The organism is Priestia filamentosa, assembly GCF_900177535.1.
Lineage (GTDB): Bacteria > Bacillota > Bacilli > Bacillales > Bacillaceae_H > Bacillus_I > Bacillus_I filamentosa.
This window is the reverse complement of record NZ_FXAJ01000001.1, coordinates 1,035,907-1,058,717: the sequence shown is the minus strand read 5'-3', so window position 1 is coordinate 1,058,717 and position 22,811 is coordinate 1,035,907. Positions and strand designations below refer to the sequence as shown.

Sequence of the window (22,811 nt, the reverse complement as noted above, 5' to 3'; positions counted from 1 at the left end):
TTCTTTTTAAACCAACTAATTCGATCAGTTTAGATAACTTTAAAATTCAACCGGTCAACCGGAGGAGATACTAAAAGAGGATGCCTACCTCTTTACAGTATCTCTTTTTTTATTAAGAATTCAAAAAGGAGGATTTCCTATGCAAGCATCCCCCTCACTTATTGAAATTTATAATATGGAAAAACATTATATTAAAAATAAACTATATAATACTTCTGTCCTACGAGTAGTGGACGGCATCTCTTTATCTATTTCTAAAGGAGAAACCTTCAGTTTGATTGGTGAAAGTGGCTGCGGCAAATCGACCCTTGGACGAATTATAGGCAAACTACTTACTCCTACAACTGGAAAAATCTTATTTGAAGGAAGAGATATTGTAGGGTAAGAACCCGGCGCCTTAAGACCTCTCGGTCTTAGGTTTCCGAGAACTCCCCCCCGAACCGTACGTACCCCTCTCAAGGTATACGGCTCTCCGTCCTTTCAGTCTAGCTTCCCGTTATGCAGGTCACGATGACACTTTCGACAAAGTATCATTGTTTTACGGTTCCTTGCTATCATCTGTCTTTCCCATTTCTTTTTCCCTTTAAGGTTCTTTAACTTTCGAACATGATGAACTTCCATTGAGCCTTCTTCAGCCTTACACCATTCACATTGATTAGCCATCAACCTTTGAATAAGCGATGTTCGGGATTGATACGATATTTCCGAAGGAAATTTTTCTATATCCTTTTTAGTTATAGGAGCTTTATTTCTACGAAATCCCTTATCATAAAGCACTTCCGTTTTCTTACCGGACTTTGTCATATAACTAACTTGGAATATTCCGTTCACCATAAATTTTTGTTTAGCTTTACTCAAGGTAGTACGGTACTTATTTGCTAACGTTTTATACATAGAATATTCAAGGAGATACTTATAACTATTTAAGTGGCATACATTCACTGCCAGTTGATAATATTGATAGGTTCCACGTATTTGGGCGTTATAGTTCCTTAAAATCTCAAGAGGAACCAGTTTAATTAATTCTGGGCGATGCATTGGTTTCCATTTCCCTGTCTTTTGGTTGACCTTTATTGCCCCTTTTTTAAATAAGCGACTATATACAAGATCAGTAGGCATATATAGTTCGCACTTTAACGAAAATGCTCTTGTTTTTATTCCATCACTTCGTCGTTTAGAGTGAAAATCTCGCCCAACTTTAACGTCATAACCTAGAAATCGAGCCTTATGCCTCGTATTTGTTATAAGTGTTTTTTCCTCGGATAAGGTTAGCTTAAGTTCAGATTTCAAGAAATTAGCGATGTCCTTTTTTGCTCTGTACGCATCTTCCTTACTCCCGATGACTCCTATGAGGAAGTCATCTGCGTATCTCACATATTGAATTCGTTTGTAGTTTTCATCCATTGGATACCGTTGGGGAGTGCGTTCTCTTTCAGCTAATAACTGACGTATCCTATTACTCAACTCTTTTTCCCGTACTTCATCTTTTTCTTTAGCTTCCCTTTGTTCTTTCTTAGCCCCACTTATTTGATGCTGAATTTTAGAATAAGCTGGATTTGCCCTTTTAGCCTTTCCTATATCAAAAGTTGACTTATACCTACTCATAAAATTGTCTAATTCATTTAGATAGATATTTGCTAATAGAGGGCTAAGAATACCACCCTGTGGTGTACCACTAAACGTCTTATGGAACTTCCAATCCTCCAAGTAACCAGCTCTAAGAAACTTCCATATAAGCGAAATAAATTGTTCATCATCTATTCTCTTCCTTAGGGTATAGATAAGAATATGATGATTAATATTGTCAAAAAAGCCTTCAATATCACCTTCGATGAACCATCTGCTCCCAGTAAACGTGCCTTTAACCTGAATTAAAGCTGTATGGCAGCTCTTTTCAGGGCGAAAGCCATGAGAAAACTTACTAAAAGTTGGTTCATAGATAGATTCTAATAGGTTTTTTATGACTTCTTGAACTAACTTATCCTCTACCGAAGGTATGCCTAACGGACGCTTTTTTCCATTTTTCTTTGGAATATAAACTCTTCTTACTGGTTTTGGCTGATAAGAATAATCTCGTAATTTATCAATTAACTCTGAGATTCTTTCCGTAGACATTCCATCAAGGGTCTTTCCATCTGTTCCAGCAGTCATGTTTCCTTCGCTGGCGTATATATTTTGATAGGCATCAAGGAAAAATAATGGGTTATACAGATTTCTATATATTTTCTTGTATTTATATCCTGCTTTGTTACTGTGAGATGCTAGATTTTCTAATACGATTTTTGGGCTTCGCAAGAGCCTCACGCCCCTTCCCAATTTAATATTAGTTGAAAAGACTGTTCTCCTTCGCCTTGTACGAGGCTTTCCCTCGCTCTGACTACTACGAGAACTCCGTTACCATATTGGATTTTCATGAGCCACATACCTTGCTTTTTTACACTTGGTATCATCCTCAATAGCCTCCTTACGGGGCGCTCCAGGTTAGGTAATCCCCATTTAGCACATATAGAAACTAGACTAGTTATGATTTCGGATGCCACTTTCGTCCGTTACTTGTTATCCAAGTTAGTCAGTCTTTGGTCTGCCATACGTATCACGTATGTTCAATAGAAACTTCGGTAACATTTCCATTCTTTGACTGCGAAGCGTTTCAATGACCCTTCACTTCGGGCGACGATACTCCACTTTGGACTATGGTTGAAGCAGTTTAGCCTTCATCCTTGTTCACAACATTTTTTACCTTGCCCCTCAGTCGTACCTAGGTCATTTTGGTAACTTAGGGCTTTCCTTGCATGCTCTGGTCCCCTCCGGGTTTCCCCTTGTAGGTAAGCAAGGTGGTAACTGGGTTAAGCGCAGACTCCCATCTCTTGTCTAAGGAGATTCTCTATATGCCCGTATGGGCGCACACAAAACTCGTCCGAAAGAAAGATAAGAAATTGCAAAAAGATATTCAATATGTAGACAAAGAAGCAAGCTTTAAATGGATCAAACGCTATACCGTTTTCAAAATGTTAGAGAAAGTTTTAGAAACTCACGAAATGCGTAGCAATACGAACGGACATTGCCTCACTTCCCACTTACTTAATAGCATGGGCTTAGCTCATATAGCTTATCACCCTATCCAAGGATTAACTCCCGGGGAAAGGCAGCTTGTTAACATTGCTTGTGCATTCATACTACAACCAAAGCTTTTAATCTTGAATGACCCCTTATCTGGACTCGATTTATCTGTACAATCACAGGTTTTAAATACCCTTTCTCATCTAAAAAAGAAAAGAGCAATTACGTATCTTTTTATTTCAGATAATTTAAATGCTAGTTATTGCATTAGCGATCAAGTAGCAGTTATGTATAAAGGAAGAATAGTAGAAAAAGGAACCGTATCTCAAATATACGAAGAACCGATTCATCCATACACACAAGCTTTAATGTCAACAATTCCTTCAATTTATAAGCGTGAAAGAATTGTTTTAAAAGGAGCGCCTCCTAGTTTATCATCTCCTTCCAACGGTTGTCCTTTTTATAAAAGATGCCCTTTTGCTCAAGAAGCTTGCAAATCTAGACAACCTTTACTAAGAGAAATTCGCTCAGGGCAATTTGTAAGTTGTCATTTATACGCATGAAAGCGCTATTATAAATCTACCCTGACTGAAAAAGTCAGGGTAGACCTTTTCAGTCAGGCATAATCCAAATGATTTGGCAAATGCGCACATAAAAGTCTTTTCCTTTTTCCTCTACAACAACATGATCAGGCTTTACTTTCTTCACTTTTCCTCTGACAGTTCCACGAGCTGTTTCAATAACAACATCTTTTTCATCAAGAGACTGAAGTGCTTCATATACGTATGGATCGACAAGCGTTATAAGCTGTGGTGTCATCTTTAATCTTTCTTCTTCAGACAAATACTCATGTTGATAATCCTCATATGACATCAAAGCCCCTCCTCATTTTTGCATTCTCTGCAGTTTATGAGAGGACAAATTTATAATATGATAAAAAAGGATCCTTATATAAGGATCCTTTTCTTTGAATTTTGTCACTTTTCGCAACCCAACTATCAACTACAACTACCGTTTTTATAGTTTATGCTGTGGAGCTAATCGTTTCAGAAGGTTTGCACTTCCTTCATTTAAACCAACGAGCTTCACGTCTGTTTCTTGCTCATGAAATTTTAGAACTACTTTGTCAAGAGCTGCTGCTCCTGAGTCATCCCAAATGTGAGCATTTGTTAGATCAATTGTTACATTTTGAACATCTTCTTTATAATCGAATGATTTTTGAAAATCTGTAACCGAAACAAAGAAAAGCTGTCCTTCTATATGATAGATTTTCTCTCCATTATTGCCAAAATTCTTTTTGACATGGACTTTAGAAATTTTTCCAGCGAAAAAGATGGCACTTAATATTACCCCTATGATTACACCAATTGATAAGTTATGAGTAGCAACAACCGAAATGACGGTTACAACCATCACAATTGAATCTGTAAGCGGCACTTTTGTGAATCCTTTTAGTGAACTCCAATCAAATGTACCTATAGATACCATCACCATCACACCAACAAGCGCAGCCATCGGAATTTCAACAACAACGTTACTCAATACAAGAATAAGAAACATAAGGAACATCCCGGCAACAAACGTAGATAAACGTCCGCGCCCACCTGATTTCACGTTAATAACAGACTGTCCAATCATCGCACATCCTGCCATTCCTCCGAAAAACCCTGTTACAATATTTGCAACACCTTGTCCTTTGCACTCTTGATTTTTATTGCTCTCCGTATCTGTCATGTCATCAACAATTTGAGACGTTAAGAGCGATTCTAATAACCCTACAAGCGCAAGTGCTAATGAATAAGGGAAGATGATTTTCAACGTTTCAAAATTCAACGGAATGTCTGGTATAAAAAAGGCAGGGAGAGAGCTTGTAAGTGTCCCCATGTCTCCGACAGTACGAACATCTGCATGCGTCCATACAGCTACAAGTGTAATCACAATAATTGCAATAAGCGGAGACGGAATTGCTTTAGTAACGCGCGGAAAAAGATAAATAATAGCTAAAGAACCAATAAGTAAAGCATACATTGGCCAAGATTCCCCTTTAAAGTGAGGAAGTTGAGCCATAAAGATAAGTATAGCTAATGCATTCACAAATCCAATCATAACTGAGCGTGGGACAAACTTCATAAAGCGAGCCAGTTTTAAAACGCCAAATAGAATTTGAAGCACTCCTGTTAAAATTGTAGCCGCTAATAAATACTGAAAACCGTGGTCAGAAACTAAACTTCCCATTACAAGAGCCATTGCGCCTGTGGCAGCGGAAATCATCCCGGGTCTTCCGCCAAAAATAGAAATAGTGACTGCCATTGTAAAAGATGCATACAGTCCTACCATAGGATCAACGCCTGCAATAATTGAGAAGGAAATAGCTTCTGGTATTAAAGCGAGAGCTACAACAATGCCAGCTAACACATCTCCTCGAATATTTCCAAACCATTGTTTACGTAGTGTGTTCATGCTAACACTCCTTTATCAATATTCAGTTGTAGTTGTAGTGACTTTCCTCTTCTGAAAAGTCGGGGCCGACAAAAACATTGTAATCATACCATATATGAGAAGAGATGAAAATAGAATTTGTTCTCTTTTTTAAGAAAAGAGATGGAATAAGAGCTATAAAAAAAACAAAAAAGAGGTGCTAGACCTCTTTTCTGTTTGCGTTATTTACAAAATAAAATACTCAACTACATGCATGTAATCTGCACATAAATGAGTATTGTTAGTGGTTTGTTTTATTATATACTCATTGTGATAAAATATTCAATATTTTTATTTTTCTAATAACTTTTTCTTCTTTCGTTTTTCTGTGTTTCTTTCTAAAAAAAGGTATAATAGAGAGTAGTAAAATTTCTTACTTTACGATAAACATGTTCAATATTGACGCTATTTATGGAAAATGGTAAATTTTCGAGTAGTAAGAGGTATCCCTTTTATTTTTTGTGATTGGAGGAAAGATTTTGTTTAAGTCAAAGCTTCATTTTTGGACGTTTGAATTACTGATGATTGCTGTTTTAATTTTTGTTTGTACAAAAATTTCATTTATCTTTAATCCTATCGTCATTTTTGTATCTACTTTATTTTTTCCTGTTCTTGTTTCGGGATTTTTGTATTTTTTATTTCGCCCTATCGTGCATTTTTTACAAAAACTTAAATTTCCAAAAGCGCTTGCCATTTTAGCTCTTTATGTTTTATTTATTGGTGTGATTACATTAGTTAGCTCACTTATTGGACCTTCTCTTTCAAGTCAGGTGAATGATTTAGTGGACAATATGCCTAAATACATAAACCAAGCGCAAGGATTCATCAATGAGTTATCCAATTCAAAAGCATTTAAATGGGTAGTTGAACAAGATTATGTATCAATTGAAAAAATTCAAAACACGGTGTTGAATGTAGGATCATCACTTCCTGAACATTTATCAAACAGTTTTTCAACTATTTTTAGTGTATTAACAAATGTAACGCTTACTGTTGTTACCGTTCCTTTTATCCTGTACTACATGCTTAGCGATGGCGATAAATTTCCAAAAGCATTGATGAATTTCATTCCAACAGGCTATCGTAGTGAAGGATTAAAAATCCTAAAAGATACAAATCAAACACTTGCAACATATATTCAAGGCCAAATGATTGTTTGTTTGTTCGTTGGGCTTGCAACCTTTATTGGTTACTTAATTATCGGTCTTCCTTACGCTATTATTCTTGGGATTATTGCAGCACTTACAAACATTATCCCATATGTAGGACCGTTCATTGGTATTGCTCCCGCTCTTATTGTCGCCCTTTTGGATTCCCCATCAAAAGCGATTTTTGTGATCATCGTAGTAGTTATTGTTCAACAAATTGATGGAAATGTCATTTCTCCTCTTGTAATTGGGAAGAAACTTGACACACACCCTCTTACAATTATCATTTTACTACTTGTAGCTGGAAACTTAGCAGGTATCCTCGGCATGATTTTAGCTGTCCCTGTTTATGCGGTTTGTAAAACCGTTGTTTTAAATCTTGTTCGTTTTATTAAACTGCGTTCAAAGAACAACGAAACACCGCCGCCAGAGGCAACTTAAAAGCTCTCTTCAAAAGAAGGGAGCTTTTCTTCTATAAAAAAGGAGGAAATCACAATGGAGTATATCTTTAAATTTAAACTTACAGACGTTTATCCCCGTACTGTTGACTCTTTAGGAACAAAGGAAGTATCTGTTTCTTCTACAGTTAAAACAGAAGAAGACAAGCTCTTATTTCAAGGAGATATCCGTGTTCGGTTTAACGAGTTTGGTATTTTCCCGGACGCTAGGGACATTGCTAAAGCTGTAGAGGAAACAACGATAAGAAAACAGCTGACATTTGAGCTTAAACGATATGTTAAACCACACCGAAAGTTTCTTGTTTAAAAGCAAACTATCTTGTGAATTTTTTCTCTTGCCATTTCCACCGAAATAATTTCTCCCTAAAAAAAAAAAGACCATTGCTTAAGGCAATGGTTTCCAGTCGGGATTTTTCTCTTTTAATGTATGGCGGCTTGGCTTGAGCGGTGCCAGCTTGTACTCAGCCGCTAATTTTTTTTCGTTTTTCATTCCATCCATTAATCCGAGAAACAAACCGAATCCAAACATCGCCATTGCAGCTCCCATAATTCCTAATCCGAGCATTGTAAGAATATGATCTTTGTTGTAATCGCTTGCAATAAAACTTAAACCAAAGACAATTACCCCCACAAAAAGTTCTCCAGAAGCGATCAGTTTACACATTTCCGTCATTTCGTTCGTTTGGCCTTTTTCTCTTTTTACTCTCACGAAAATCAGCTCCTTTTTTTAAAATTACCATATTATTGAACAGGTTTCAATAAAAAGTTCATGTTTTAGACACATAAATTTCACAATTTGTTCACTTATTAACATTGACAAATACCGATAGTTTATTCATTAAATGTCGAAAAAACACAAATTGTTCCTTTTTTACTCGTTTTTCCGCTTTTCCCCACTATAAAAAAAGCAAGCATTTCTGCTTGCCTTTCCTCACTTCTATATGTAAACCTCTACATAACTTGAGTTTTACGACGAGAGCGAATTGCTGCTACAAATAAAACTAAAGCACTTATAATATGCATAATCATTCCAACAACAGGAATTAATGCTACAACAGAAGTGATAATTCCAAAAATACTTCCATACTTGTTTTCATTATCTCTTACAGATAAAAGAAGAGTAATTAAATGAACAATTCCCATAAACAGCAGTGGAGCCCACCCGTTTGCAAGAACAAAGAGTCCTCCTAAAAAAGGAATACCAAGCAATGCCTCACATACACCTGTAATCCATTTCATTATTGTTGAGCTTTTCATTTTTCTCTCCTCCTTTCCCTTATAAAATATGTGTTCTATTATAGAGATATCTCTCTTTATGCCCTTTTTCCAAGATATTTAAACTATATGTTAAGAAACATAACAAAATTTTCAGAAAACTACATCTTTCTTTCTAAAATCACTATTTCTTTGTCATATTATCTAACAAAGTTGTTTTCTTCTATTCTTGACTATCTTATACTGATAAAGTAAATCAAGAAAGTAAAGGAGTATAAGTATGGAAAGCATAAAACGTTGGGTCTCCATTATAATTGGCTGCATAGCCGTTTCTCTCGGAATTAACTTGTTAACTTCTTCACATCTTGTAATGGGGGGAACTGCTGGACTTGGTATGGTTTTACACCCTTTAACAGGACTTTCATTCGGCATCTTATTTTTTATTATTAACTTGCCGTTCTATTTTATGGCTATTACTCAAATTGGTGTGCTGTTTACCATTCGAAGTTTTGTCAGCGTAACTCTTCTTTCTTTTCTTTCTGACTTCTTCTCTGAATGGCTTCCTATTTCACTTCCTCATCCTCTTCTGTCCTCGCCTCTTGCAGGAATTCTTATTGGGATTGGGCTAATTTTTCTCTTCCGAAATGGCTCATCGCTTGGCGGTATTAACATGCTATGTGTATATCTTGATAAAAAATACGGTATTAATCCAGGAAAAACGATGTTTACAACAGATCTCATGATTCTTTGTGGAGCAATCTTTGTATTCGGAATTGTTCATGTTCTCTATTCTTTTATTGCTATTTTCATGATGAGTGCAGTACTTGGACGTTATCATAAACGCTCACCAATTGAAAAGAACCATGTGTCAGAACAAGAGGAAGATTTCTCTCCCTTATCTGAAAACTCTTTATAAACGATAAAAGCCCTTCAATTAAGAAGGGTTTTTATGATTCTACCGCATATTTTTTATTAATAATGTCCCAACAATCTTCACAATATCGGTTTTCTTTTGTTTGTTTATGTGGTTTCTTTTCTAATTTACATACGTTGCAACGTTCCTTCATGTTTTTGTCCTCCTGTTAGTGATGTAACATCAGTATAGCTGTTTTTCAAAAATTCTATTCAAAATTGCTTCCTAAAACGAAAAAGTTGTCCTAAACAAACATAAATGAACGCTTTCTCTACTATAATTTTAAAAAAGCTAGAGGAGGAAATAGAAAATGATGCTATTTGATATAAAACATAAACTTTATTATGAAGCCATCAATACCTCTAGACCGCTTATGTCACTTTCTCATCAAGGACGAACATGGGGGTATGTTCCTAAATTACTAAATGGAAGGAAAGTGAAGTTTTGGGTAGATTATACTCATGGTCGCTATATGTACTTTGAACATGATCAAAAATGGTACAGAGTACGTTATCTTCAATCTAATTACAAGAAACAAAATCATGATATTTTCAACGGAGTTCTTATTGATTTGCTTACTGAAGGTGAGGAACTTAAGCTTTTAAAAGGAAAAATTGAGAAGGACAAGCGTCTGTTAATTTAATTCTACTCCTCGTGTTTATCATCCTCCCAAAAAGGCAACAAGATAAGAAACAGGAGGTAATATTATGGTTGCTATTACACACATTGGTTTAGCTGTATCAGATTTAGATAAAGCTATCTCATGGTATGAAGACGTATTGGGCTTTGAGCTTATTGCAGGACCTTACACAATGAAAGTAAAACCTGGAGAAAAAGGTGAGCTAGGGCAAGATTTATTTGGTGCTGAAGTTACGCATAAACGAAATGCTCATCTTAGTGCTATAAATGGAGTGGGCATTGAACTTTTTGAGTTCAAGCACCCAAAAACAGAAGGAACGCCCCCTCCGCCATGGACACCTGGTTTTTTTCATATTTGTGTGATTCATAAAAACGTCGATGACCTAGCGGACAAGATTGTAAAAACAGGCGGAGAGCGCGTAAGTAAGACGTGGCAGCTTCAAGAGAACAAACCTTATTATATGGTATATTGTAAGGACCCGTTTGGAAATATGATTGAAATATACTCGAGAAGCACGGAACAAATCTATGCAAATAAAGAAGAATAAGCTGCTTGCTATAGCAAGCAGCTTATTCTTCTTTTCTTACCATAGTCCAAGGATTTTCCACCATAGACCCCCAATAATAATCCAAATAATGAGATGAACAATTGAAATGATAAAACCAATTGACCACCATTTATTTTGCGGAATATATCCTGCTCCAAATAATACAGGTGCAGGTCCTACACCATAGTGAGTTGTTGCTCCAAATAAACCGGCAATGAAAGCAAGCAATAAAGCTGCAAGCATTGCTGGAGCCCCAGCAGCAAGAACAACTGATAAAAAGGCTGCGTACATCGCACTAACGTGAGCTGTCCCACTTGCGAAAAAGTAGTGTGAGTAATAATAAATAATAGCAAGTATAATAAGCGCTAAGATCCAAGAATATCCGCTAACAACGTTACTCATCACATCACTGAACCATGGAATAAGACCAAGCTCATTTAAATAGGTTGCAAGCGTTACAAGAGCCGCAAACCAAACAAGCGTGTCCCATGCTGCTTTCTCATTTTTAATATCGTCCCAAGATAATACGCCTGTGAGTAATAAAACAGATAAACCGATAAGAGCTGTTGTTGTTGACGCAATATTGAAAGACTCTCCAAAAATCCATAAGATCAGAACAAGAAAGAAAACGCCGATCATAAACTTTTCTTCCTTCTTCATCGGTCCCATTTCGGCAAGCTTTCCTTCTGCGATAGAAGCAGCTTCTGGGGTTTCTTTGACTTCTGGTGGATAAATTTTATAAATTAACAGTGGAATTACAATCAAACTAATAATTCCAGGAACAAAGGCCGCAACGGCCCAACCTGTCCACGTAATGTTAACACCTGCTACATCATGAGCAAGTTTTGCTGAAAGTGGATTAGGTGCAAAGGCTGTTAGGAACATTGTTGAAGTAATTAAGTTTCCTTGAAAACCAACTTTTAAAAGAAATGCTCCCATTTTACGCTCTGTTCCATCATTTGGTCTTGAGCCAAATGTCTCTGACAAAGCTGCAATGATTGGATAAATGATTCCTCCTGCGCGTGCTGTATTACTTGGAATAGCAGGAGCAAGCAATAAATCACTAACAAGGAGTGAGTACGACAGTCCAAGCGTCTTTTTTCCAAATCGCTTCACAAACAAGTAAGCAATACGTGTGCCAAGACCTGTTTTAATAAAGCCGCGTGAAATGAAAAAGGCAATCACAATTAGCCAAATTGTTGTATTGGCAAATCCGCTTAATGTTTGGTCAATTGTTAAAACACCTGTCACCGCAACGACAGCTAAGCTCAAAATAGCAAGCGATCCCATCGGCAATGGTTTAAGAATGAAACCAATAATTGTAGCAACAAAAATGGCTAGTAAATGCCAAGCCTTCGGATCTACCCCACTAGGTTCTGGAATAAACCATATAAGGACTCCTATTGCTATTGTAATGAGAAAAGGAACAACTTTCACGTCAGGTCACCTTCATTTCGGGGTGAACGACTATGTAAGGCCATCATGTTAAACATCTTCTTTCTATAATATTTTATTCTCTTTTCTTTTACTATTCCACGTTTTATTCTTTTAAACATTAAGTAAGAGAAAAAGAAAATATGTCCAGTACAAGTCTACTCCAATTGTGAAAGTGAAAAAAGGCAGAATGCAGTTATTTTAGTTATATAAGAAATTCATTAGTTTCATTATAAAACAAGCGAAAGCCACGCTCTTATTCAAGAAACGTGGCTTTTGAACACCATCTCCAAAAGATGATTACTACCTAGTATAAATCATTTTTATTCAGAAACAAAATCAAGAAGATATTTTTAATAACCTATCATGAAAAAAGTCCCAAACTCCTCTTTTTAAGGTGACTTTACGACTAACGATTAGACCCTTTTAAGCAACTAAAAATATTCCCTTTTTATCATTTTTTGTAACAACTCCTAATATCATCCTTTTATTGATATTATTAATTTGAGGGGGTATCTAATTATGGAGCGAATAGATGAGCTAGAGATTTTAATTAATTCAACGCGACAACAGCTAGAATTTTATCAGCAGTTCTACGGACCTCATAATCCAAAAACAAATCGATTGGAAGAGCAGCTCAATATCCTATTAGAACTTCAAGAAGAACATCGCTAACTTTTATATCTTCTCAACATGCAAAAAAGGCGGCTAAACTCCGCCTTTTTTTAGACTGCAGCAGGTGTTTTAGCACCAATTGCTGGCATCAAGTCATATGTTAAGCATACAGGCTTGTTTGTTCTTGGGTCACGCACAATTTCCGCATCAATTCCAAAAACCTTTCCTAATACTTCAGGGGTCATCACTTCATCAGGTGTTCCTTTACATACAACTTCTCCACTGTTTACAGCAATCATATAATCAGCAAATCGAGCTGCATGGTTAAGATCATGAATAACCATTGCAATTGTTCTGTTCTCCTGTTGATTAAGCGTTTGAAGAAGTTGCAAAATCTCTAATTGATGTGCTAAGTCTAAATAAGTAGTTGGCTCATCAAGCAAAAGCAAATCTGTTTCTTGCGCAAGAACCATAGCAATCCAAACACGCTGACGTTGACCGCCTGATAAAGCTTCAAGAGAGCGGTCTTTGAACTCTAACATCCCTGTTACTTCAAGAGCCCAATAAATAATATTTTTATCGCTTTCCTTCAGTTTTCCGAATCCTTTTTGGTGTGGAAAACGTCCATATGAAACAAGTTCAGCTACTGTTAATCCACCTGGAGATTCTGGAATTTGGGGTAAAATTGCCATCTTTTTCGCAATCTCCTTTGTAGATTGCTTTTGAATAGCTTTACCATCTAAGTAAATATCGCCTGACGTTGGTTTTAAAATACGTGACATTGTTTTTAAGATTGTTGATTTTCCGCATCCGTTTGGTCCAATAATTGTGGTGATTTTTCCTTTTGGGATTTCCACTGTTAAGTCGCTTACAATTTTACGATCTCCGTAAGAAATAGACAGCTCTTTCGTTTCCATAATAGACATATCCCGTTCCACCTCTTCTTCCATTCTAGAGTTTTCTATTAACACGTTATTATTTTTATATACACGTTTAAATTTGTGATTGATTTTTATTCTCATTGATAATTATAATCATTATCACCACTTCGGACAATACTTTTTTAAAAAAATGAGCACTTCCTTATAAGCAGACTTATTTTAACTGCTTTAACATAATCTTTTCCCACCACTTCCAAGGGAGTATTGTTTTTGCCAAAAGGCTCAGCTTTACTCCTTTGCCAACAGCATAGCGAAGCGATGGAGAGCGATGATTAGCGATTTTCGCTACTAGATCAGCTATTTCGCTCCGGTCTCCTAAACGATCTTTTCCACCTTCAATGTAATTTTCAATTTTCTTCATTTGCGCCACGTATGCAGACTGTTCTCTTTTTGCGACCTTTTTTCCTTTTGTCCATATGTTTGTATTGTATGATCCTGGCTCTATTAGCACCACATAAACACCAAATGGTCTCATTTCAAGACGTAAACTTTCGCTAAATCCCTCAAGCGCAAACTTTGAAGAGGAATAAGGAGAAAGGCCCGGAAATCCTATTTTTCCACTTATGCTACTAATATTAATAATAGTGCCTTTTCTATTTTGTCGCATAATTGGTAAAACAAGATTTGTAAGAGCAATAGCTCCAAACACATTTGTATCAAACTGTTGTTTAAAATCTGCTAACTCACAGTCTTCAACAAATCCGCCTCCTGCGTATCCTGCATTATTGACAAGCACGTCCACTCCATCTACTTGTGCTAGTTCTTCGCGAAAAGCTGCAAGCGATGTTTCACTCGTTACATCAAGTTCTTTTATAGTAATATATTGCTTAATATGGAGCCGTTCAGCTTCCTCGAGCAATTCTTTTCCTTTTGCAATAGTCCTCATTGTTGCATATACATAGAACCCGTCTTGTGCAAGCCTTAAACAAATTGCATAGCCAAACCCGCTTGAAGATCCTGTTACGATTGCATGTCGAGCCATGGTTACTCCCCCTCTTCTCTCTTAAAACTGAAGCAAGATACCTGTCTTATCATCTGAGTATAGGTTATTTTCACTCTCTAACTTCGCCAACTTGTATGCATAGCTTTCTAATCCTCCGGAACGAATATGTTGATATGTAGTTTCTAAACTTTCTGATGGATGAAAAAATCCGTCGCTTACAAGTAATAAGCAGCTAACCTCATTTCTTTGAATCTCTCCATACTGAATATACTTTCTTACTTCTTCTTTTCCATTTGCAACAGAATAGCCATTGGGGGTGTTCGCTAGTGTTCGGTTATAACGCAAAGAATATAGAGAGTTTTTGTGGTAAAAATCTTCATCGTATTTCTCTTTTCCTTTTAAACGCTCCATTTCTCTTTTTTGTTTTGCACGGGATCCTATCCCTTTTACCGTATCTTTTGTGAGAACAGTAACTTTGCCTTCTTTATTTTCCATTACAATCATCGAATCACCGAGCTGTGAAAACTGAATTTTCTCCTTTTCTAATTTGATTAAGGCTACGCACGTTGACCAAAGTTCTTCTTTTTTATGAATTGAAATATGATGACTTTTCATCATCTCTAATAACTTTTTATTTGCTTTAGCAACGGATTCTAACAAACTCTCCTCTTGTCTCACCTCTTCAGTAAAATACGCTTGAAAGCAACGCGAAGCTAAATATGCTCCATTTTGCCCTTTGCTATTTTGAAAAGGAGTGACAGGTGTTGCTCCATCAAAGACCCCATAAATGTTTTGTTTTTCATTTATAACATAAGCATCTTCACTTACTGCCTTGCTTGGAGAACATAAAAATACAGTATCAATTTTCATCCTCATCTCTCCTTTTTTCTGCTCTTATTCTTTCATTATATCAAGTTTTCCTCACAAAAAAGCTGCTCTCTTCATTATGAAGACTAGCAGCGGACTTATCCTCTATTTTATTAACGTTTTTCTTTTTGTATCATTGAAGTTGCCAAAAGTAAAAGGTAGCGTTCGTCCGTTGTTAGTCTTAGCCAATGTTTTACTTTGTATTTCATTTGTCTCCCTCCCTTTTTTAACGTTTCTTGTAGCACGTCACTTTATGATATAAATGTATTCCCCGCTATCTTCGCTTCACAAACGTTCCCAACCTATAAATCGTTTGACAATATTTGATGAAATAAGATATAATTCTTTCTTTTATATAAGAACAAACTGTTTTTCCCACGACATGTTGAAAACTAGCAAAATTATGGCGGAAAAAAAGCAGAAGACCTAATAAAACTGGCCTTCTACTTTTCCTTCTTCTATTTCTCTGTAAATATCTCTCTTTCTACGTCTTCCATATGTTTTAATTCTTGAAAGAGTCGTTTCTTCCTTTTGCTTCTCTTCGTAACGCGCTTCAAAAACTTCTTCCCAATTTCGTGAAAGATTCATCTGTTCATGCCAACTTTGAAAAAGTTCAAGAGGCAGTTGAACAGTATTTAAGTCTGCTTGAACAACTTCAAGCGGTGTATAGTGTTGAGCAATGTGTACATACCATTGCCATCCTATATTTTGCGCCACTTGAAAAGCTGTGGCTTCTTCTTTTATTTTCTGATCTCGTAAATCTTCTATGTATGAGTGCTCTTCATATTTATAATATTTAATGACAAATTTATCACACCAATAAACGAGATCTTGGTGAGTAAACTGGTTTTTCTTTTCACAAATCATTTCCAATAAAAATCGTAAGCTTTGAGCATTATAATCTAACGTAATTCTGTTTCCCACCGCTGTACACCTCCATAAACTCTACCTCTCTTTTTTACATCGGCTAAAATATTCTAGGTTTAATAAAAACAGGATAAAAGTATTGTATAAATAGACCTATATTCTTTAAAACTCATTCCATTTAATCCCTATCATTCTTTTACTATACTCATTTTCCTTTATTTATTGAAAATAAACCACATGTTTTTAATGGCTATACTTCAATCTTTTTCCTGCATTTCCTTTCTTAATCTTAACCTTTGAATACTAATCCTAGTATTTACTAATGTGATAAATTATCCCTACATTTCTATTTTACTATATTCATTACAAATCATTTACAACTAGTACTTTTCTAACTTAACTAAATTTTTAAAATATTATAACATTAATAATGAAAATAGTAAAAAATAGGAGGTTTTTTTATGAAACGATATCCTTTTCGAAAGCCACTACTTTCTGCCGCACTTGTAGCAGGACTAGCAACAAGTACTTTTGGAATCCCGTCCTCTTCGTTTGCAGCTTCACAAGTTGAAACATCCGCCCTTACAAAAGAAGATCAAAAAATCGTTCAAGGTGTTAATGTTAATAACATATACAGTCATATTTCCCGTTTGTCTTCACAACCAAGAGTAGCAGGCACTCCTGCTGAATACAATGCTGTTCAATACATACAGCAGAAATTTTCTTCGTATGGATATAATGTTCAAATTCAGCCGTTTACTTTTGAAGCATATGTTCCACCAACAACGCTTTCATTAGACGTTAAAGACGCTAATACAGAGTACACTCCTCAAGCTTTGACATATACAGCGAATGGACAAGCAACGGGTGAGCTTCAGTACGTTGGATTAGGTACTGAAGACGATGTAAAAGACCTTGATTTGTCAGGAAAAATTGCCTTAATTGAACGTGGAAACATCTCTTTTGCTGAGAAAGTACTAAATGCAGCCAAAAAAGGAGCGGAAGCGGTAATTATTTATAACAATGAAGACGGTGAGTTAAATGGAACGCTCGGTGGAGCTAATGATGCTTATGTTCCTGCTCTTTCTTTACCAAAAGATGTTGGTGAAAAACTCGCTAAAAAGCTTCAAGATGGAGAAACTGTAAATGCTGAAGTCACAGTTGAAGGTTCAAAATTAGAAACACGGACTTCTCACAATGTAATTGCAACGAAAAAAGCTTCAAATCAGAAAAAAGATACAGGTGAAATTGTCGTTGTTGGGGCCCATCATGACTCTGTTGAAGGAGCTCCAGGAGCAAATGATGATGCATCAGGTGTTGCCGTAACGCTAGAGCTAGCTAGAGTGATGGCAAAAGCTAAGACAGATACTGAACTTCGTTTTGTAACATTTGGAGCAGAAGAAAATGGTCTTATCGGCTCTACAAAATACGTAGATTCGCTTGGACAAAACGATATTTTTAGAACACGTGCAATGTTCCAGCTTGATATGGTTGGAAGCAAAGACGCAGGCGATCTTGTGATGAATACCGTAAGTGGGCAGCCTAACACAGTAACAGATGTTGCAGGCGATGCTAGTGAACGATTGAATGGAGAACGAACTCCATATGGACAAGGAGACCGAAGCGACCACGTTCCTTTCGCTGAAGTTGGTATACCATCTGCATTATTTATTCATGAGCCAACAGAGCCATGGTATCATACCCCAGATGATACGATCGACAAGATTAGTAAAGAAAAACTTCAAGATGTAGCAGAGATCGTTGGAGCAGGCGTTTACGATATTGCTAAGATTGATCGCCTAACACAAAACGTAAAGAAACCGAAACCAATGAAAAATGTTTCAAAAGAAGTCCAAGATGTAAAATAATAAAAAGAGCAAGCCTTTATTAGGCTTGCCTTTTTATTCTAGAGAAGATAAGAGTTTTGAGAGTACTTTTGCAGCTTGAGCCCGTGAAGACGATTCATATGGTGAGAAATTGCCGCTGTTCTTCCCACTCATAACTCCTAATGTATAAAGAGCATCAACTTTCTCCTGCGCTTCTGCTGAAATCATTCCTCTATCTTTAAATGGTGCTTGTTTAATATGAGAAAGCTTTCCCTTTTTCCATTCATATGCTCTCATAATCATGAGAGCCATTTGCTGACGGGTAATGGATTGCTCAGGCGCAAAAATTTCTTTAGTTTTGCCTTGGATAATTCCTGCTTCATACAGCGCATTAACATCGTCACTTACCCACGCTGGAACATCTTTAAAAGGAGCAGTGTGAGAAACAGACGGGATATTTAACGCTCTTTTTACTATCTTAGCAAACTGAGCCCGTGTTACTTCTTCTTGAGGAGAGAAAGTACCATCGTCTTTTCCATCTACAATACCTTTTTCTACAAGTTCTTGAATATATGTGTATGCCCAATGAGTTTTTGGAACATCTTTAAATTCTTTAGCTTTTCCTTCTATGTCATACAGGGCAACAGTACCTGATACTTCGTTAGAAACGATTAAAAGCGGCGTCTTTGTTGGACTGTCCTTTTGATCAATAAACGTTATCCCTTCAGGCGCGGAATCTTCTTTCACATCTTCTGACATATCTCGACTTGAAAAGTACGTTGTATAGTGTGCTTCTGCTGGATTTGAGATATTATAAACCATCACGCCTCCCATCCGTTCAAGACCAATGAAAGCATAAGTTTGACCACCAATTTTCCCTACTTCTGCAGCTTCTGGCTCTGGCCCCTTATCATCACTTCTATTATCTAGTTTTACTTTATCATTTGAGGAATTAAACGTTTCAGGATAAACCTTAGCCGTAATATCTTCAAACTGTGAGCCACTATCATATACTTTTTCTAATGTTTCAGCATCCCAAATGGAAAAAGAACGCCCTCCAAAAGAATATAGAGACTCATAGACTCCATCTTTATTTTTCCCTTCTTCAATGCTTACTTTTAAATCTCCAAGCTCTTTCTCGTTGAAAAGCCCATTTTGGACCATTTGATTTATTTCTTTTTGAGTAAAACCTTTATAGTGTTTGGCATTTAGTTCGATTTTCTCCCCGCTATTAAGAAGTTCCTTGATGGTTTTCTCTTCTCCATAAGCCTCATAGTCGCGGGCATCTCCTTCATTTGGAGTTACGATATATCCTTTGTTGCCTTTTTGGAAATAATCAAGCGCATCTGGTTGGTACATTCCTAAAACAGGCAGGGGTTCAATATTAATTTTCCCATTATTCATTCCGTCAAGGGCATTTTCTTTGAGGGAATGATCTTTCACTCCTAATCCTACAATCTCGTCAAACTTCTGCGTTTTTAAGTTCAGCTTTGCAATCGCGTTATTTTCTTGAAGAGATACATATGCATACTCACTTTTCGCATCAACTGCAATATACTCGGGCTCAAGCTGTTCCATCAAAGTGCCTTTTGAATTCTTTCTCACGTCTCCCCGAATTGGTACATCTTGAAAAGAGATGTTTATCGCTTTAATATTGGCTTTCCTGATTTCTTCTTTTTTAAGATTACTGATTTCTTTTATATTAATAATGGAAACAGACCCTTTTGGATTTTGCTTGTAATCACTGCTTGGCTCACCTTCATTTGCAGTGAGAAGAGTCTCTCCATCCGGAGTAAAAACAATGTTGTCAGGCAAAGCCCCTACCTCAATCTTTGTTAAAAAATTTCCTTCTTTATCAAGCAATACAATATAACCATTTTCCTGCTTCGGACTGCTCGGAACAGCAGCAGCTATAAAATTCGCTTTCGGATGTGTTGCAACACTTGTAATTCCATCCGCATTCTCAATTCCTAATTGTTTTAAAGAAATACTTGCGGAAGGTTTTAAAGATAGGACTTCATTCTTGTTTAATGTTGAAAAATCAACAATATCAATAGATTTTTTTGTACTGTTTGTTACAAACGCTTTTTTTGTATGTATGTCATAAGCTAATATTTCGGTGCCGCCTTCACCAGATCCACTATCATAGCTTGCGATTTTTTTTATTTGAAGTGCATCATCTTCTCTGTCTACTGTTAACTCTCTTTCTTCACCTTGTACCAAAGAAGCACTGCTTATAAAAGCACTTGCTGCTGTAAAAAGAGCTAGGGAAGCTTTAAGTCCTTTCATTTTCTCTCCTCCTTTTCTTTCAGCTTATTCTACACGCTAATTGTTAAGGAGTTATGAAAAAAATGTAAAAAATTGTAAGAAAATGCAGAAAAAGCTCTTGTTTAAAAACAAGAGCTTTTTTTCTACTATTATATTAGTAATAACTACCTTCATCTTTTTTCCCATCACGTGTCCATTTGAAGACAGGATTAGTGGGATTTGTCTCCTGGATATATTCCCAGTTCTCTACTTCGTCATCATCGTAATCATATTCGTCCATGCCATCAATCAGCCATTGTTTTTTCTCTGAACTGTAAATTAACTGATAGTCACGAAGCGCTCCGTAGGACAAATCTTCAAATTCTTTTCCGCCGCTAGCCTTGACTTTATTCATATAGGAAACAGCTGCAGATGCATTTGCTTTCCACTTTCCATTGAAATACGAAATATCAAGAGAATCAAGATCAACAATGCCTCCCTCATATTGAGACTGAATTTCATCTAAGGCATCTTTGACCTCTTCAAATCCTTCTCCATAATTGGACTCGCCACTCTTTAATTCTTGCGTGGCGTTTGAAAAAGCAGAAAGTTGAAACTCAGATGTCTCGTAGCGTGAAAAATCTTTGTTAAACAGCTCTACTGCCGAAACCAAATCTTTTTTCACTTTTTCATCAGACTGAGCCATCTTTTCAGAGTCAATTAGAAGACTTGTTTTACCTGTTCCCCACAGCTCTTTTTTACGTTCTTCAATAAATGTAGCAAGATCTGTTTTTACCGATAGTTTAAACATATATTCTCCCGGAAGAAATGGACCATATAGAGAATCTTTCTCTTTTGGAAGCCCCTTTTTAAATCCATTGGAGGAAAGAGTTACTTTCTCGCCTTCTTGTTCTCCTCTAATGACAAGCTCCATTGTTTTCACTTCAAATCTATACTTTGGAAAAAACAACAGCTCTTTTCCGTCTTCCACAAGACTCACCTGTGAGTTCGTTTCAGTAAAGTTTTTTTCCTTAAGCTGCTCGTCCAAGCTATCTTCAATTGCTTCTAGACTGCTACTATTAGATTGTAAATAGTTTGCAAACGCTTGTAGGGAAGTTTTATTGATCCGTGCTTTTTCATTATCTGGAACAATAAGCTCACCCAATAAATCCGTATCTTTTGTTGAAACAGCTTTCTCAAACTCTTTGACTGCTTCTTCAGGAGTTTGTGTGTTTCGTTGAATTATAATGCTTGTCCCTACTGCGAGTAAAAGGACGATAGCGGCACTAGTTAGTATCCACTTCTTCATCTTTACTCCCCTTATTAAAGCAGTCCTTCACCAAATGCTGTGTTAAAATCTTTTACGGCAGATGAGTCAATTTCCCATTTTCCGTCTTTCAGTTTTAAGTCAATAGTCATGTCGTATGAACTGTTCTTTGCATCTGTATCTTCCATAATCTTATCAAATTTTGTAACTGCATATCCATAAGCGGCTTCTCGATCATATGTTGCATTTTGTTCCATGTATTCCTTAGCATAATCGCCTAGAGCATCATAAACGTCAGAAAGAGAAACGCTTGAATACTTTAATTTCACTTCTGCTTTATCTTTTCCTCTTGCTACAACTCTCGGTTCTAGTTTTGCCTTCTCTGCAAGCGTCGCTTTATAAGCGTCATACATCTTATTCATTTCTGAGTCATCTACATTTGTACCACTAGTTGCTGTGCTCATTCTATCAACAAATGCTTCTTTTGCTTGTTCTTCTATTTTCTCTTTATCTGCTGAAACTAGTTTGTCATAGTTTTTATCTTCTTCACCAAAGTAAAGAGTTTTCACATATGCTTCAACTGCTTTTGCAGGATCTTGAAGTGCCTCAAAACTATCATCATATTTCTTTGTATCTAGCTTGAGCATCACTTCTTCAGCTTCATCTTCCACGTCTTTTGTTCTTGGTTTTAAACCAACTTCATAACTTTTATCTTTCTCAACGTTAAAGTAGTACTTTACATTCTTGACTTTTTTGCCGCCAATAGTGCCGCTGCTATCGTCATCTAAGCCTACTTCTGTATCATATACGTTTTCAGGTTCTATTTGCTCGTCCCCATCATAAAGCTTAACTCCATCATATGAATCAAGCATAATTGAAGAATTTGTCTTGTTTGTAACTTTCACATCGACCTCAAGAAGACCTGTTTCAGAGTCTACAGATTGACCATCGTCCTCACTTGAAATAACGTATGTTGCATCCTTAATCGAGGCCTCAATAACATCGCTTTTAGCTGAAGATTTTCCCTCTGTCGAACTTGACTCAGACCCACATGCAGCTAAACTTAAAGCTAGTGCCGAACTCATCCCTACAACACTTAATTTTTTCCACATCACGCGTTCTCCTCCTGTTACTTAAAGCACAATTCCTCACCTGAATTTGCCATATGTATTTTTTAGTTCCCTTCACTCTTTTATGTATCAGCGCTGAATAAGAGTTCTTAAAAACTTCTTTTTCCATAATAAGTAACAATTTGGGGCTGGTCAAGGTAAATCATGTAAGTAATTTTACTTATTTTTCATATACCTTTTCCTTTTATATCCTATATAAAAACCATTTTTCATAG

General features: G+C 36.5%; 23 protein-coding genes. 9 read left to right on the top strand and 14 right to left on the bottom strand.

Annotation, left to right across the window (positions count from 1 at the left end; all coding sequences use genetic code 11):
• Window positions 1-139: 139 nt before the first annotated feature.
• Window positions 140-385: an ATP-binding cassette domain-containing protein gene (locus tag B9N79_RS05495; RefSeq protein ID WP_085117924.1), complete on the top strand. Its 246-nt coding sequence runs from the start codon at window positions 140-142 to the stop codon at window positions 383-385.
• Between the two features lie 95 nt (window positions 386-480).
• Here the strand turns inward: B9N79_RS05495 and B9N79_RS05490 are convergent, their stop codons facing one another.
• Complete coding sequence (locus B9N79_RS05490; protein ID WP_205635664.1) at window positions 481-2,295, bottom strand: reverse transcriptase domain-containing protein; 1,815 nt, start codon at window positions 2,293-2,295, stop codon at window positions 481-483.
• Between the two features lie 5 nt (window positions 2,296-2,300).
• A complete protein-coding gene (locus tag B9N79_RS26000) occupies window positions 2,301-2,450 on the bottom strand; it encodes a hypothetical protein (protein ID WP_167555095.1) in 150 nt (49 codons plus the stop codon).
• 438 nt (window positions 2,451-2,888) lie between these two features.
• Here B9N79_RS26000 and B9N79_RS05485 point away from each other — a divergent pair, with 438 nt between their 5' ends.
• Complete coding sequence (locus B9N79_RS05485; RefSeq protein WP_085117920.1) at window positions 2,889-3,623, top strand: oligopeptide/dipeptide ABC transporter ATP-binding protein; 735 nt, start codon at window positions 2,889-2,891, stop codon at window positions 3,621-3,623.
• 49 nt (window positions 3,624-3,672) lie between these two features.
• Here B9N79_RS05485 and B9N79_RS05480 read toward each other — a convergent pair whose 3' ends face one another.
• Window positions 3,673-3,933, bottom strand: a complete 261-nt coding sequence (locus B9N79_RS05480; protein ID WP_019392167.1) for a YuzF family protein — start codon at window positions 3,931-3,933, stop codon at window positions 3,673-3,675.
• 144 nt (window positions 3,934-4,077) lie between these two features.
• Window positions 4,078-5,520, bottom strand: coding sequence for a SulP family inorganic anion transporter (locus B9N79_RS05475; RefSeq protein WP_085117918.1), 1,443 nt, complete (start codon window positions 5,518-5,520; stop codon window positions 4,078-4,080).
• A 497-nt stretch (window positions 5,521-6,017) separates the two neighbouring features.
• Here B9N79_RS05475 and B9N79_RS05470 point away from each other — a divergent pair, with 497 nt between their 5' ends.
• Window positions 6,018-7,127 carry an AI-2E family transporter gene (locus B9N79_RS05470; protein ID WP_040056472.1) on the top strand — a complete coding sequence of 370 codons (1,110 nt, stop codon included), beginning with the start codon at window positions 6,018-6,020 and terminating at the stop codon, window positions 7,125-7,127.
• Window positions 7,128-7,181: 54 nt separating this feature from the next.
• A complete protein-coding gene (locus tag B9N79_RS05465) occupies window positions 7,182-7,451 on the top strand; it encodes a hypothetical protein (RefSeq protein WP_040056473.1) in 270 nt (89 codons plus the stop codon).
• 78 nt (window positions 7,452-7,529) lie between these two features.
• Here the strand turns inward: B9N79_RS05465 and B9N79_RS26850 are convergent, their stop codons facing one another.
• Complete coding sequence (locus B9N79_RS26850) at window positions 7,530-7,853, bottom strand: hypothetical protein (RefSeq protein WP_019392163.1); 324 nt, start codon at window positions 7,851-7,853, stop codon at window positions 7,530-7,532.
• 242 nt (window positions 7,854-8,095) lie between these two features.
• Window positions 8,096-8,401: a hypothetical protein gene (locus B9N79_RS05455; protein ID WP_085117916.1), complete on the bottom strand. Its 306-nt coding sequence runs from the start codon at window positions 8,399-8,401 to the stop codon at window positions 8,096-8,098.
• Between the two features lie 238 nt (window positions 8,402-8,639).
• Between B9N79_RS05455 and B9N79_RS05450 the strand changes: the two genes are divergently transcribed.
• From B9N79_RS05450 to B9N79_RS05440, 3 genes are all read left to right on the top strand, one after another.
• Window positions 8,640-9,275 (top strand): YitT family protein, encoded by a 636-nt coding sequence (locus tag B9N79_RS05450; RefSeq protein ID WP_019392161.1) that lies wholly within the window; start codon window positions 8,640-8,642, stop codon window positions 9,273-9,275.
• A gap of 307 nt (window positions 9,276-9,582) precedes the next feature.
• Entirely contained in the window at window positions 9,583-9,915 is a 333-nt protein-coding gene (locus B9N79_RS05445) for a hypothetical protein (RefSeq protein WP_019392159.1), read from the top strand.
• 64 nt (window positions 9,916-9,979) lie between these two features.
• Window positions 9,980-10,459 (top strand): VOC family protein, encoded by a 480-nt coding sequence (locus B9N79_RS05440; RefSeq protein WP_040056474.1) that lies wholly within the window; start codon window positions 9,980-9,982, stop codon window positions 10,457-10,459.
• A 36-nt stretch (window positions 10,460-10,495) separates the two neighbouring features.
• On the opposite strand, the gene B9N79_RS05435 is transcribed toward B9N79_RS05440, so the two are convergent.
• The gene (locus tag B9N79_RS05435; protein WP_019392157.1) at window positions 10,496-11,896 is read right to left on the bottom strand and encodes an anion permease; all 1,401 of its coding nucleotides are present in this window, start codon (window positions 11,894-11,896) and stop codon (window positions 10,496-10,498) included.
• A gap of 519 nt (window positions 11,897-12,415) precedes the next feature.
• Between B9N79_RS05435 and B9N79_RS25995 the strand changes: the two genes are divergently transcribed.
• Entirely contained in the window at window positions 12,416-12,568 is a 153-nt protein-coding gene (locus tag B9N79_RS25995) for a hypothetical protein (RefSeq protein WP_019392156.1), read from the top strand.
• A gap of 50 nt (window positions 12,569-12,618) precedes the next feature.
• Here B9N79_RS25995 and B9N79_RS05430 read toward each other — a convergent pair whose 3' ends face one another.
• From B9N79_RS05430 to B9N79_RS05415, 4 genes are all read right to left on the bottom strand, one after another.
• Window positions 12,619-13,434, bottom strand: coding sequence for an ABC transporter ATP-binding protein (locus B9N79_RS05430; RefSeq protein ID WP_040056475.1), 816 nt, complete (start codon window positions 13,432-13,434; stop codon window positions 12,619-12,621).
• Window positions 13,435-13,603: 169 nt separating this feature from the next.
• The gene (locus B9N79_RS05425; RefSeq protein ID WP_040056476.1) at window positions 13,604-14,431 is read right to left on the bottom strand and encodes an SDR family oxidoreductase; all 828 of its coding nucleotides are present in this window, start codon (window positions 14,429-14,431) and stop codon (window positions 13,604-13,606) included.
• Window positions 14,432-14,452: 21 nt separating this feature from the next.
• Window positions 14,453-15,262 carry a PP2C family serine/threonine-protein phosphatase gene (locus B9N79_RS05420; protein ID WP_040056477.1) on the bottom strand — a complete coding sequence of 270 codons (810 nt, stop codon included), beginning with the start codon at window positions 15,260-15,262 and terminating at the stop codon, window positions 14,453-14,455.
• A 423-nt stretch (window positions 15,263-15,685) separates the two neighbouring features.
• On the bottom strand, window positions 15,686-16,183 hold the full coding sequence (locus B9N79_RS05415) for a hypothetical protein (RefSeq protein WP_019392151.1): 498 nt from the start codon (window positions 16,181-16,183) through the stop codon (window positions 15,686-15,688).
• Between the two features lie 404 nt (window positions 16,184-16,587).
• Here B9N79_RS05415 and B9N79_RS05410 point away from each other — a divergent pair, with 404 nt between their 5' ends.
• A complete protein-coding gene (locus B9N79_RS05410; protein ID WP_085117914.1) occupies window positions 16,588-17,994 on the top strand; it encodes a DUF4910 domain-containing protein in 1,407 nt (468 codons plus the stop codon).
• Between the two features lie 33 nt (window positions 17,995-18,027).
• On the opposite strand, the gene B9N79_RS05405 is transcribed toward B9N79_RS05410, so the two are convergent.
• From B9N79_RS05405 to B9N79_RS05395, 3 genes are all read right to left on the bottom strand, one after another.
• Window positions 18,028-20,241: a choice-of-anchor I family protein gene (locus B9N79_RS05405; RefSeq protein ID WP_085117912.1), complete on the bottom strand. Its 2,214-nt coding sequence runs from the start codon at window positions 20,239-20,241 to the stop codon at window positions 18,028-18,030.
• Window positions 20,242-20,374: 133 nt separating this feature from the next.
• On the bottom strand, window positions 20,375-21,508 hold the full coding sequence (locus tag B9N79_RS05400) for a TcaA second domain-containing protein (protein WP_048896844.1): 1,134 nt from the start codon (window positions 21,506-21,508) through the stop codon (window positions 20,375-20,377).
• Between the two features lie 14 nt (window positions 21,509-21,522).
• On the bottom strand, window positions 21,523-22,578 hold the full coding sequence (locus B9N79_RS05395; RefSeq protein ID WP_019392147.1) for a DUF5105 domain-containing protein: 1,056 nt from the start codon (window positions 22,576-22,578) through the stop codon (window positions 21,523-21,525).
• Between the last annotated feature and the right edge of the window lie 233 nt (window positions 22,579-22,811).

Excerpts from the sequence above, each read along its gene's own strand:
- B9N79_RS05480 (WP_019392167.1), bottom strand. The coding sequence starts at position 3,933 with ATGTCATATGAGGATTATCAACATGAGTATTTGTCTGAAGAAGAAAGA.
- B9N79_RS05475 (WP_085117918.1), bottom strand. The coding sequence starts at position 5,520 with ATGAACACACTACGTAAACAATGGTTTGGAAATATTCGAGGAGATGTG.
- B9N79_RS05495 (WP_085117924.1), top strand. The coding sequence starts at position 140 with ATGCAAGCATCCCCCTCACTTATTGAAATTTATAATATGGAAAAACAT.
- B9N79_RS05395 (WP_019392147.1), bottom strand. The coding sequence starts at position 22,578 with ATGTGGAAAAAATTAAGTGTTGTAGGGATGAGTTCGGCACTAGCTTTA.
- B9N79_RS05485 (WP_085117920.1), top strand. The coding sequence starts at position 2,889 with ATGCCCGTATGGGCGCACACAAAACTCGTCCGAAAGAAAGATAAGAAA.
- B9N79_RS05420 (WP_040056477.1), bottom strand. The coding sequence starts at position 15,262 with ATGAAAATTGATACTGTATTTTTATGTTCTCCAAGCAAGGCAGTAAGT.
- B9N79_RS05440 (WP_040056474.1), top strand. The coding sequence starts at position 9,980 with ATGGTTGCTATTACACACATTGGTTTAGCTGTATCAGATTTAGATAAA.
- B9N79_RS25995 (WP_019392156.1), top strand. The coding sequence starts at position 12,416 with ATGGAGCGAATAGATGAGCTAGAGATTTTAATTAATTCAACGCGACAA.
- B9N79_RS26000 (WP_167555095.1), bottom strand. The coding sequence starts at position 2,450 with ATGATACCAAGTGTAAAAAAGCAAGGTATGTGGCTCATGAAAATCCAA.
- B9N79_RS05425 (WP_040056476.1), bottom strand. The coding sequence starts at position 14,431 with ATGGCTCGACATGCAATCGTAACAGGATCTTCAAGCGGGTTTGGCTAT.
- B9N79_RS05445 (WP_019392159.1), top strand. The coding sequence starts at position 9,583 with ATGATGCTATTTGATATAAAACATAAACTTTATTATGAAGCCATCAAT.
- B9N79_RS05465 (WP_040056473.1), top strand. The coding sequence starts at position 7,182 with ATGGAGTATATCTTTAAATTTAAACTTACAGACGTTTATCCCCGTACT.
- B9N79_RS05405 (WP_085117912.1), bottom strand. The coding sequence starts at position 20,241 with ATGAAAGGACTTAAAGCTTCCCTAGCTCTTTTTACAGCAGCAAGTGCT.
- B9N79_RS05450 (WP_019392161.1), top strand. The coding sequence starts at position 8,640 with ATGGAAAGCATAAAACGTTGGGTCTCCATTATAATTGGCTGCATAGCC.
- B9N79_RS05410 (WP_085117914.1), top strand. The coding sequence starts at position 16,588 with ATGAAACGATATCCTTTTCGAAAGCCACTACTTTCTGCCGCACTTGTA.
- B9N79_RS05430 (WP_040056475.1), bottom strand. The coding sequence starts at position 13,434 with ATGTCTATTATGGAAACGAAAGAGCTGTCTATTTCTTACGGAGATCGT.
- B9N79_RS05455 (WP_085117916.1), bottom strand. The coding sequence starts at position 8,401 with ATGAAAAGCTCAACAATAATGAAATGGATTACAGGTGTATGTGAGGCA.
- B9N79_RS05400 (WP_048896844.1), bottom strand. The coding sequence starts at position 21,508 with ATGAAGAAGTGGATACTAACTAGTGCCGCTATCGTCCTTTTACTCGCA.